Annotated in this window: 6 protein-coding genes; all 6 read right to left on the bottom strand. The window is 57.4% G+C overall.

The genetic code is table 11. From position 1 onward, the window contains the following. Positions 1–345: 345 nt before the first annotated feature. Positions 346–1,221 (bottom strand): DUF6708 domain-containing protein, encoded by an 876-nt coding sequence (locus D0851_RS13505; RefSeq protein ID WP_117619105.1) that lies wholly within the window; start codon positions 1,219–1,221, stop codon positions 346–348. Next, complete coding sequence (locus D0851_RS13500; RefSeq protein ID WP_117619104.1) at positions 1,196–4,060, bottom strand: toxin VasX; 2,865 nt, start codon at positions 4,058–4,060, stop codon at positions 1,196–1,198. The genes D0851_RS13505 and D0851_RS13500 overlap by 26 nt, the downstream gene beginning before the upstream one ends. Further along, positions 4,053–4,919 carry a DUF4123 domain-containing protein gene (locus D0851_RS13495; RefSeq protein ID WP_117619103.1) on the bottom strand — a complete coding sequence of 289 codons (867 nt, stop codon included), beginning with the start codon at positions 4,917–4,919 and terminating at the stop codon, positions 4,053–4,055. Before D0851_RS13495 ends, D0851_RS13500 begins: the two co-directional genes overlap by 8 nt. Next, positions 4,919–7,000, bottom strand: coding sequence for a type VI secretion system Vgr family protein (locus D0851_RS13490; RefSeq protein WP_117619102.1), 2,082 nt, complete (start codon positions 6,998–7,000; stop codon positions 4,919–4,921). Before D0851_RS13490 ends, D0851_RS13495 begins: the two co-directional genes overlap by 1 nt. A 76-nt stretch (positions 7,001–7,076) precedes the next feature. Next, positions 7,077–10,670 (bottom strand): type VI secretion system membrane subunit TssM, encoded by a 3,594-nt coding sequence (tssM, locus tag D0851_RS13485; RefSeq protein WP_117619101.1) that lies wholly within the window; start codon positions 10,668–10,670, stop codon positions 7,077–7,079. Positions 10,671–10,702: 32 nt separating this feature from the next. Further along, positions 10,703–12,139 carry a type VI secretion system protein TssA gene (gene tssA / locus D0851_RS13480; protein WP_117619100.1) on the bottom strand — a complete coding sequence of 479 codons (1,437 nt, stop codon included), beginning with the start codon at positions 12,137–12,139 and terminating at the stop codon, positions 10,703–10,705. Positions 12,140–12,166: the final 27 nt, after the last annotated feature.

The raw sequence follows: 12,166 nt of genomic DNA, 5'->3' as shown, positions 1-12,166 counted from the left end.
TCAACAACCGGGGTCAAGTCTTGCCTTTTGCCTCTCGAGGAATTCTACTGACACGGGAATAATGCCGCCCAAAGAAATCACCAATCTCTTTCATGCGGTATGCCCCGCTTGCACAGGATAGAATGATTGCCTCGTTCCGGAAGGAGGCGATGTCAGCATAGCGTTTCAAGGTGCCTTTAAGTCCTGTTGATAACCCACCGTCGCTCGATAACTGCTCCATAGCCAATCAACAGCGGGTCGAACCATGGCAGCGCGAACCGGATTTAGAACAATGTACCGACAAAGCTCCAGAAAATAGCTGTCTTTTTTGACGAGGATGGCTTTGTAGTGCCCTGCCCCGGTACGCTAGTAGTAGTTGGCTTTCCCGAAAATGGCTTCTATTTCCTTCGGCCACTTGTATTTGAAAGGAGAGAATTTCCACCAAATAACGGTTGGCATAAGAAAAATAAAAACCAGATGACCAAAAACTTTGGCTCTTAAAGACTTCCCTTGCATCTCATCCAAATATGAATCGTAGTTAGCCAAAGCAAGATTATCAGAATCTTCAGGAAGTCTGCCTCGATTAAAGAATCTCAATACAAAGTTCCACCTCCGATAAAGATCTTCCTCTTTATAACAAGAAAAAAACTTCTTACGCTCCAGTTGCTTTTTAGGGCGTCTACCACATAAATAATTCTTATCCCGAAGATAGATATGGGCGTAATATTGCTTATCCCACATCACGCCTGAACCAAAATATTGCCAATTGTATGAAAAGGCCACCTCTAGCTCTTGCCAGGGGATCTGGTAACAGGTACCCCGACGGACAACGTAGACACACTTGCCCTCGCGATCTATTCTGACTGGCAGCGTTAGCGGAAAGAAGATCTCGAATAAATAGCACGCAGCCCATACGGGCACAAGGAAAGCCGCTGTTGCCATTAGCGCTTCCGAATAGAAGTTATCCATTAACCACATTAGTAACAGGATGGCCACCATAAATAGATTTACGACAACCAGCATACCTCTTCGGAAAAGGGAAAATGCCGTCCGTAAATCTATAAATCGTTCGCAGATGTAAGCAACGGCCAATTCCATCTCTTCCGACGAATCAGATACACCAACCACTGGCTTCGCCGGTGGACTCGCAAGCCGTGCTCCCCGCGTATGGAATACCCTGGTTTCAAGCAGGTCTTCCAGATCCGTTTCTGGAAAATCACAAATCAAAGGTGAGTCTTTCATCGACACTCAACTCCTCTACGTCATTTCCATTTAAAATGAGGCGGAGTCCGTTTTCGCCCGTGATTTTCCGGCCATCCTTTACGTACTCAATCAGCATTTCAAGCTGCTCCCAATTGTCGTGGTTGTAGTGGGTAAACCGGTAAATCGCCCCATGGGAAGTAGCCTCTACCTTCTTCCTATTATCAAACAGACGGGTAATCTCGTTCGAATCGTCGTCAGAGAACCAGTTTCTATTCGCCTCGAACAGCTTGATGGAAACCGCGCAAGTCCCCTCGATAAAACCCGGGAAATACACTACGAGACTCGTGAATTCCGACAGAACTCGTTGTTCGCCCTGTTGGGTAACGTCCCAATGCTTGGGCATGTACTCGGTTATCTGCACTATGGGGGAGAACAGCATGTAGTAGAACGCATCCAGTTCCGCTTCGAAATAGCGCCTGACTTCAACGCCCTCATCCGGCGAAATTACGGTTCGGCTTTCCTCCAGCAGCTCTCCGCTCAATGGCCTGGACTGTTCATTCCAGTATCGCAGCGTGGGCGCGTTACCCCAGAAACACAGAGATAGAAAATCTTCAATCTGGGATCGGGCAATATAGGCCTGTACCATGCCAATCGCGATGGAAATTATGATCAACGCAACCCCTACGGCCACCCCCACACCTAATGAGAAAACCCCAATCGCAGCCAAGCCGGGTAAAACAAGAAGACTGACACTGAGCCCGAATTGAACGTTTCCTAGGGCTGTGGAGGCGTGGTGTCCAGTTTCCAGGGATCTGTTAATCGTCCTCAACTCCAACCACATCGTTAATATCGGCCCAGCTATTGCAACAGTCTTAACCATTCCTTTTGCAATTATCTTCGTTACAAGCCCCACCACCCTAAGTTCTTTAGATGCGCTAAGGGCCACTGAAGCCTTTGACCCTGTTGCCAATGACATCCTCGATTTCAGAGCATGCACGTGTTCTGACTTTGCCAATAAAGCGCTGCCGTTAATGACACCCTCGGCCACATTGGCCAGACTATCCATAAAAGGCAGCCAACGGTCGAGTACCGAGCGATCCCCCAGCATCACGTCTTCCCGGGTCTCTTTCAAACCCGAGAACAGGTTGGCCATATTGATCGCCTGAAAGAAGGTCACCGCCCCAATAAACTTTCCCCGGTTCTCCTTGATACTCTCAACAAACGGACCAAGGCGTGTGTGAAGCCACCCGAATGGGTTGTCTCTTAGATTCGGATCAAGGTGGAACACGTTCATCAACCCTTCGCGCAGATAACCCCTGATCCTAGCATCGGCCATGCCGGCTGCCAGTGGTGTCATTGAGAATTCAGAAAGGTTGTGACCCAACGCCGCGTCCAGCGATCTGCGATTAACTTCCAGAAGTAATTCTGTTGCGTCATTCAGATTGATTTCACGCTCGTGGAGCTCGATGCCGTAACGTTTCGAGACATGCCTGATCCACTTCTTCCACTGTGGACGGGTTTGTTCGTTTTTCGCCCACTCCCCCATGACGGCAGCGGGGGCGGCAAACTCCAGCATTAGAGTGTCGGTAGAGAGATTTACCGGCACATACGACGGCATGTCATAAATCCGATCCACCACCTTCAGGCTGCCATAATCGAATTCGGGGAGATCTTGCAGTTTTCGAGTAATCTTGTTTGCAGCCGATGTTAGGAACAACACACTTTTGAGCAAGGTTTCTAGAGTACCGGCCCCATCATCTTCTGCGACCATCCATTTCTCTGCATCTTGCCTGCCCTTTTCTGCGCCGACGTAACCGTCGAGGATGTCTGCAAGCTCTTTCTCGACGGCTTCAAACCCAGTTGCACAATATATGTCGTTGAACTCCAGCTTCTTTGCCAGTTGCACAGAGTCGATCCATCTTTTCCAATCATCAAATATGCGGCCACGTGCCTGGTCGTATTCCTCAATTTTCTTATGGTAACCCTCTATGAACGCGTCCTTGTCAGCGGAACGGATGCGTTCCTTGAGTTCCTCTATTGTCTCATTCCGTTCGTCTTCCGTTTCCTTCTTGCTGGCCTCACGGGCAATGAGCGCGTCCACCATCTGGGAGGTGGTGTAGGCGTAGGCGTTCTCCTCCGCGTAATTCATGATCAGATTTACATGAAGTGCATGCAGTTGGCCTAATTCGGAGGTGATACCGATTTCATCATCAAGAGCAACGCAGTACGAAAATTCAGTTTCCTTTTTGCACTGCCCCTGCAAATCCGACTCTCCGATTCCCTGTGCAAACTCCGTCAGGCTCCACTCGAAATCCATTGGCTCTGGCCGAAAATCTTCAACCACCCCGCTTATCGCTTCGGTTTCGCTGATATTTACGCCTTCACGCTTTTCCGGGAGCCCGCTCAAGTCGAATGACTGCATGTGTTCTTCACGAACTTGCACGTCCGTTCGCACAAGTTCCTGCAAACGCACAGTCCATCGATGCTGCACGAATTTCAGAAGCACCTTGCCTTCCGCGGGGTGGTGTATGGCGGGCAAAGCACTTTGCGCTTCAATATCTGGCAGCAGTACAGAGTTTACACCAGGCTGCACTTCCGTTATCTGGCCCTGCTCATTGACCCGGTACTCATGCAACGTTCCGAAGGCTTCGGAGAACATGTAGACCCAACCGGCCGTCAGTTTGCGAACGCAGTAATGAGTAGTTCCAAGCGCGACGGAAGGTGGTTGGAAATTGGCGGGCAAAGCAACTTCTTCCTGACTGATCGCCCAGCGCACCGGATACAACGCAACGGTTTTGAGCTGGAGCGGGCAGACCTGTGCCGCCGAGTCGATGTCATCGGCACCCTGCAAAAATGCTGAGCTGTTAGCACTACCCATGAGCCAGTCCCTCCTTTGACTTTTTCTCGGCAAATTCTGCAATTCGCACTATGGCTTTAGCCGGTGATGCGGAATTCTCCCTCCACAGGCTCTGCACATCACTGTCTTCGAATGCATGGTGCCCAAGCCAGCCAATCGTATTGATGTACAGAGCAATATCACGGGTGCTGTATAGACCTCGGCCTCTGGCCTGGCTGACCAGATCAGATATCACTCCCCAAGCCTGACCGGTTGTATCAGGATGGTGAAGCAGATGCGGAAAGTATTTTGCAGTGTGAATTTCCAGCTTGCTTCTGGCTGTCCGCTCTGCGGCGCGTTCCATGGCAACCTGGTGTTCCTTGTGAACGGTGAACACCTCTTGCTGACTTTCATCCGATGGCTGGTGATTGTATAGGCATTCCCACTCGCCCGAACGGCGGTCCTGGATGGCAAAGACACTGCAGGGCCCCATAAACCGCCTGACACCCTTACCTGATGAATCGCGCTTCAACAGGTGCCGCGCGATTTCAGGATCATAGAACCGAAAAATCACCTCTTCTCCCGTCGCCAGCCGGGCTATAAGCAGCCCGCGCAAATGGTCCAGAACATCTTCGAACGGGCAATCGGCCTGCAAAACGATAGCAGCCCCCAGCTGCTTCCACTCCTCAAAACACTTCCGTGCCAGTGCACTGTTCAAGTGTGTTTCGACCAACCAGGGCGATACCTCCAACAAATCGGCGAGTTCAGTTCCCCGGTAAAGCGCATCACAGCGAGGGTTCGCTTCTTCGCGGTAGATGGCCTGTGCCAGGTCTTTCACCTTGGCGCCATCAATTAGCAGGAAAGTTTTACTTTCTTCTGCAAGGCCAGCCAGATTGCCCATCAGGTCGTTCCTCGTGGTTCCGGTGAGCAGACCTGGCAAATCCCCTTGCCCTGATTCGCTGCATTCTTGATGGCCCGTATCTGATCTGGTTTGGCCATCGGCCTTTGGGGGGCCTCTGGCAGTTTTTCAGGCGCGTTACTAACAATCCCTTCCCTGGCCACCGACCCAGGCATCTCCGGCACCTGCACCTTCTGTCCGCTACCCTTCCCTGGCGAACCTCCGGCATTCAGTTGGATCGCCGCCCCGCCCATGGCCACGCCGCTGGGATCGATCATCACAAAGCTGCCACCAGCCTTGAGGGTGATTTCGGCGCCGGCTTCAATCACGGCTTTCTGGCCGGCCTTGATGTGCAGTTCGGTGCCGGATTCACTGAGCCAGGCGGTGCCGGCTTTCAGGTGCAGGGTGCCGGTAACGTTGAAGCTGTGGTCCTTGCCAGTCTGATCACGTTTTTCGCCGTCCACGGTGTGATGGCTGCTGCCTTTGACATGGCTGAAGCGGTTGTTTTCTACCGTCAGGTGGCTGTCGTTCCGAATGACTTCGGTGCGATTGTTTTGCGTCAGCAGGTCCAGGTTTTTCTGGGCGTGGATGTAGATCTGTTCCTGGTCTGCTTCGTCTTCGAATCGCAGTTCGTTACTACCCTCGCCCTTGTGTGTCCGGGTCTTGAGGGTGGTACGTGTCTTGTGTTCCGGCAGCGCGTAGGGCGGTGTGTTGGTGGCGTGGTAGGTGTGCCCCGTGATGATGGGCTGGTCCGGGTCGCCGTCCAGGAAAGAAACAATCACTTCGTGGCCGATTCTGGGCAGGGCCATGAAGCCATACTGGCCGCCGGCCCAACCCTGGCTGACCCTGAGCCAGGCACTGCTGTGTTCGTCATTTTTTGCGTAGCGATCCCAGGGGAACCTTACTTTCACCCGGCCGAACTGGTCGCAATGGATTTCTTCGCCTTCCGGGCCGGTGACCATGGCCATCTGGGGCCCATCCATCAGGGGTTTGTGTTCACACAGTGGCCGCCAGACGCGGTCCGCCGGAATGGCGTTGAAGTGATTGCCGTAGGTTGTCGGTTCGCGGCCAGCCTCTTCTTCAAGGGCCTGGGGCTGTGAGCCGGTATGGGTGATCGCCATGAGCAGCCAGTCCCGGTTCAAGGTTTCGCTGTCATGGTCGGTCAGCAGGACCCTGGCGCCAGGCGCAAAATCCGGGCGATTGCTTTCACCACGGGCGGTGCTGGCGTCGCTGCGCAGTGCCTCCAGCCTCGCTTCGGTGAAAGGCCGGCCGCTGGCGTCCTGTTTGAATCGGCCGGGGTAGTCGTAGTGCTGGTAATCCTCCCGGTGGACGAGCTGGTCGCCGGACGGTTCATGCATCAGGGCGTAGGCCGGGTTTTTGAAGGTGTAATCCTTCATGGCGACCGAAGCAGGACGCACCCGCTCTCGGTACGCGAAACGGAAAATACAAGGCGTTCGGGTATTGCCCCCTGCTTTTCCGTTGTATGGCACAGCCTCCAGCCGTGGCGCGTCACCATGGTGATCGGCAAAAATCAGGGCAGGTGGTTCCTGACCATCCAGGCTGCCGTGTTGGTAGCGATAGTGCCACCCTTCCTCAGCAGCCAGTCGTTCGACAAAGGCCAGATCGCTTTCCCGATGCTGGACGCAGTATTCCCGCTCCTGGGGCCTGCGTTTGAGATCAAAGATAGTGTCGACGATCCCCCGCTCCTCGAGCAGGGTGCGCACGATCACGTCCGTGCCCTGGTTCTGGAAAATGCGGCTGTTGTGCATCAGTTCCAGGCGCCAGAGCGGCGGCAGAATAACCAGTTGGTAGCGGGTGCGCCGGTGGCCGGAATCGCCGCGGGCAAATTCGCTGACCACACCGGTGAAGCGCCGCAGCGGTGCCCCGTCCCGCCAGATCACCAGATCCACCGGTTGCTCCAGCACGTCGGACGCGCCAACGGACGGATCGGTACTGGCCAGGTCAAGGCGGCCCTGGAACAGCTCGGACAGCCGTTCTGTCAGCGCAAAGCCAACAACGGAAAAGTGATCAGAGGGGAATTCGCCAATGGTGGCGGTAAACTGCAGTCCGCTTGCCTGGGGCATGTCTTCGGTCCCTGAAGAGTGAGGATTTTCCTGAGGCCCGGTGACAACATCCTGCCATCACCTGGGCCTGGATAGTCTAATACAGGCTGCGGGGTATACGGTACCCCGCCAGCAGTTGCTGTGTGAACGGGTTGGTGTTGCTGGCGGCATGGAGGCGATAGCGCATCTCGCCGTCGTCGACCCGGAACCGGACATCCACCGCGCTGCTGCTCACGCCGGTAATGTCGGCTTTATCGAGCAGGCGGAACAGCGCCCAGGGGCCGCTCTCCGAGAGGCTGCGGGGCGAACGGTTGACCTGGACCGGAACCAGGGTAATGCGGCTCTCCACAGAGTCCCGGAGGGTATTGGGCCAGACCAGCGGAATACTCTGGCGCGGGCCGTGGCTGAACTCCACCAGCTGTCCATCCACGTTGACCACACTGCGGCGCTTGTTGGATGAGAGATTGAGAGGCTCCAACGCGAACTCCACATCCAGGGCGCCACCGCCGGTGAAGTAGGCCCTGCGGATCCGGTCTGCGTTTTCCAGGGAGGCCAGTACCTCACGGCGCACCAGTCCGGCACGCCGGGCATCGCCCACCTGTTCGGGGTGATCCTCGAGGAACAGTTTCAGGTTGTCCTGATAAAAGGTGTCCAGTGCCCCGCCCGGGGCAAAGAACTGCTCAAAGTCCTGCAGCGCGACATCACGCCCGGAATCAGGGTTGAACGGATAATGGCGTGCCAGGTTCTGCTGGAAGGGCTGGTATACCTCGCGGTACCACTCACGCTCCAGCTGTGCCACGGCCTGGTCCAGAACCACCCGCCAGCTTTCCGTGGCCAGCCGGCTCAGAAGCCGGTTCAGGGGCTCCGGCTGGTTGCCGGCCATGCGCTGCAGGGTGAAGATCGGATCGGCGCCCTGCAGGCCCATTCGGGCCCGGGCAGCGGCGAGGGCGGCCTTGCCCTTGTCTGGCGCTTCCTGGATGTTGCGCATGTATTCGTGCAGCTCACCGACCACCATCATGACCTGTTCGAGCCCGGTTGGCTGATCGCCATTGTTCCGGGTCAACTGGTTGAGGTCCGCAAACTGCCGCTCAATGTCCTGCAACATGCGAAAATGGGGCGACTGCTCCAGAAGCTCCCGGGCCGCAGCATTCTCCCCTTCAGCCGAGGGAACAAGGCGCGTGTTGAGGCGAACCTGCCCAAGCAGGTTTGCCAGGGGTTTGTGGCCGCTGGTCAGGCTCTCAAGAATGCGTACGCCGTGGTTCAGGTCCTCAAACCGCTGAATATTGATGCGGCTGAGTGCCATGCGCCAGGCCTCGGCATAGTGCTCTGCATAGAGGGTCTGCAAACTGGCCAGCAGTTCGGCTTCGTCCGCCTTGCTGAAATCGACGTTGTCCCGGCGGCCCAGCACCCAGGCATCCACCAGGGCCAGATCCGTTACCGAGCCGGACTTGCGCAGGAACCACTTTTCCAGCCCCGCCCGGGTCAGCAACGCGGGGATGATCAGGGGATCGTCATCCACCACTGGCCCGGAGTCGGCCGGCTCGCCATACTCATCCACCCGGGTGAACACCGTGCTGAATGCCGGCCCGGATGCCCGGGCCAGTTCCAGCGGAGCCCGGAATTCCCGTTCCGCTTCGGCTTCCAGATCCCGGTAGACCCGGTCTGGCGTGGCAATCCGGCCAAGCTCGTGTTGTGCCCATTGAACGCTGCTGCGGAACGGCGCCAGGGTCATGTCGGCGACGGCATCGCCCTGGCGGGTCAGCTGTGCCAGGTCGGTATGGGCCATGGCATAGTCCAGGTGACCCAGTAACCGCTGCTGCAATTCACTCTGGCCGGGGAACGCGTGCTGCCAGTAGTCCTGCATGTAGCGGGTCACGATATCGTCCCGGCGACCACTGGCGTCGTAAAGCATGCGCAGCACCCGCAGGTGCTCCAGGCGCTCAGTGCTATTGTCCGGTGCCCGGCCCATTTCAGCCATCACACCAAACATCAGCGCCGGCAAATACTGGTAAGCCAGCATATCCAGGTAGGATGCCTCCACTTCCGGCCCGACCTCGTGGCCACGGTAAAGACCCATGTCGCTGAGCAGCGGCCACTTCCGGCGATGATCACCAAAAGCCAGGGTCGCCTCGCGAAGCTCGTCCAGCGGGCCAAGCAGGTTCCGGCCAGTGTTGTCCGGTTCAAGCCCCACCGGTTGCCAGTTGTCGATGAACCCCCGGATACGGGTTTCAACGGCAGTGGCAGCCTCCGCATTCCTGATAAAGAAATGCTGCCAGCCGGCGGTCAGGCCCGCGCCGGCAAATACTGCCACCACTGCGGCCACGGCCAGCCTGCGTTGCCGGGTCTGAACCACCCTTCGGTTATCACCGGCAAGGCCGGCCTCCGGATAGATGATCTCCGGAAACAGTGCCCGGGTGAACAGGTTGGCTGACTGCCCCGCCCTCTGGGCAGGTTGGATGGGGCCAGCTATCTGGTAGTTGGCAGCAGCCGCTGATACAAACGCATCCTCCGGCACGCCCTCCTGCAACACAGATGTAAAATAGGTGCCGCGAACCATCGCCGGCGTCGAGAACACATCCGCGGACAACAGGTCGGTCAGGAAATGCTCCAGTACCGGCTTCAGTCCGGCCAGTTGGCGGGTAAAGGAGTAAGCCGCCGCCCGTTCCTCGGCGTCCCGGGTATTGGCCAGGACATCCGGCAGGCGATCAGTGAGCCGCTCAACCATGGCTGTGTATCCGTCGCCAAACTGGTTCAGCCAGTCGTCATTAGCCGGCTGACCTCCGAGGCTGAAGGTAAAGCCAAGGGCCTGCTCCTTGTCCTGCTTGCTCAGGGTTCGCACCAGCGGACCAAAGCCATAGAGCAGGTCCATCTTGGTAAAGGTCACATAAACGGGCAGGCGCGAACCGATCTGTTCCATCAGTTCCCGAAGACGCGTGCGCAACAGGATTGCCCGGTCCTGCCTCTGGCCGGGATCTGCCACGCTCAGACTGGCCAGATCAATCGCCAGCACCACCCCGTTCAGGGGGCGTTGTGGGCGATTTCGCTCAAGCCAGGCAATGAAATGATTCCACAGGCGCTGCTGGATCTCCGCGCCAGCGCCCTCGCCTTGACTCTGGCTCAGCAGCTTACCATCCGGATCAATAAGCACGCCCTCATCGCCGATCCACCAGTCGAAGCCGAAGGGGTTGCGATCAACCCGGTTGTTTCGGGTTACGTTGGTGAGCGTGTACGTCTGCCCGGAGCGCTGAATCAGGCTGGTCTTGCCAGCGCCTTCAAGGCCCATCACCAGATACCAGGGCAACCGGTAAATGCCTTTGCGGCCCGGGAGATTGCTTTTCAGGGCCGCCAGCTGGCGATCCAGCAAACGCTGTTGTTTGCGCTCCATCGGCAGAACCGGATCTTCCTGCTCCTTCTGTTCTTCCGCCTGCTTAACGTTCACCTTGCGCAGGCGGCGCGCCAGTATCATGCCCCACACCATGGCGACAACAAGCACAACGCCCAGGGTTACCAGAGCCCGCATCTGCCAGGCCGCCAGAGGGAATTCGCCATTCACTTCCCAGCGTGGTCCCAGCCACCAGGTGGCCACCAGCAATGCAATAACGCCCAGTGTCAGGGTGACCGGGGCTGCGTTTTTAAGGTATGGCAGAAGCCAGCGACCGATGAGTAAAGCTTTTCTCCACATGGTGTCCATTCCTGCTGTGATTCCTTGGTGTGTTCCGGGGATCAGCCCAGCTTTTCAAGCTGCCTGATCAGGGCGGGCTCCCAGTCCTCGAGAGCCAGCCCGCGGACCTGTGCCTGAAGGTCCTGAACCTGCTGCGCGGCGAGGGATTTCAGGCCCGCGTCTTTCATCAATCGTGCGCTGGCAAGACGCCAGTAGAAACGGGCTCTTGGCTCCCTGGCCTCCGCCAGACCGTCTTCCAGAAGCTGCATCGCGGCAGCCAGCCCCTTTTGCGCAACCAGGTCCCGGGCCTTGTCATAGGCCTGTTCCCAGGCATTGGCGCTGCCGGCAGGACCGCCGCTGGCCGGCGCGGACCAGAGCCATTCTTCAGCTTCCGGGGATAGGAACGGGGTGCCGTCGTTGAAGGTAAGCTCCGGCAACTGGGCAAGCCGCTCGACAAAGTCTTTTGCGGCAACACGAATGGCTTCGGCGCAGGCAGCATGGCCGAGAGCAACTGCCGCCCGGGCACTTAACCAGTGCCCATCGAGCCAGAACGGACTGACCGACAGGCTCTGCTCGATCCGCTGCCACAACGCCAGGTCCGGAGATTTTTCCAGCGCTTCCCGGTAATCGGCCACACGATCAGCGCTGACGGCCGCAAGATCGGTCCGCTTGCCGTCCCGTGTCGGCGGCACCGTGGTGATGTTCTGCCAGATAGCGTACCGGCGAAGCTGATACCCCAGAGGTTGGTCCGGTCCCGTTTCGGTAAGCATGTCGGCAACTTTCAGAAGACTCTGCCGGGTTGCCCGCTCGTCGCCCGGGTCCAGGGTGAGCGAACCCAGGGAAGGCGTTGCCTGTGCGGGTTTTGGATCCCGCGTCTCAGTGTCTGAGTCCTGGCTGGCCCGCGATGCTACCGGACGGGTCTCGGGCGCTGCCGTGGCATCATTGACCCTGGGCAGCTTTTCCACGGCCCGCTTGAGATCCAGCAGTGACTCCTCCGGCAATTCCCGGCTTGCCGCCTGGTCCATCAGCCTGGCCAGAACATCAAGACAGAACTCGCGGCCGTCGCCAACACTGCCATCGAACGCCAGGCTATCCACACCCTTGCCGGCGCGCTGGAGCATCTGGGTGAACATCATCTTGCGGGCCCGCTTGCCCTTGTCCCCGGGGTAGGGCCAGGCCTGCTCCCACCATCCGTCCAGAACCCTGTGCAACAGGTACAGGGACAGGGCAAACCGTTCACCGTCGCCACCGCGTTGCAGGGCAATCAGCAGAAAGCCCAGCACCTTCAGATCCTTGCTGCGGTCCGAGAGAATGGTCAGGGCAGCGCTTTCGACTTTGCTCCAGTCGATGTCGGTATGGGCCAGCGAGCCCACCTTCATGATCTCGTTTTCCAGATACTCAAGCGCTGCATCGTCTCCGAGTGCCTCGCCCACATCCGACTCACCGGGCAGTGGCGGGACAACCAGTTCAACGTAGGGATGTTGCTCAATGATCTGCATATTTCTATCCTGACTTTCTGTGTTCAG

The organism is Marinobacter sp. Arc7-DN-1 (assembly GCF_003441595.1).
In the GTDB taxonomy this organism is placed as follows: Bacteria; Pseudomonadota; Gammaproteobacteria; order Pseudomonadales; family Oleiphilaceae; genus Marinobacter; species Marinobacter metalliresistant.
The sequence above is the reverse complement of the archived record's forward strand: the minus strand, read 5'-3'. Positions and strand labels throughout refer to the sequence as shown.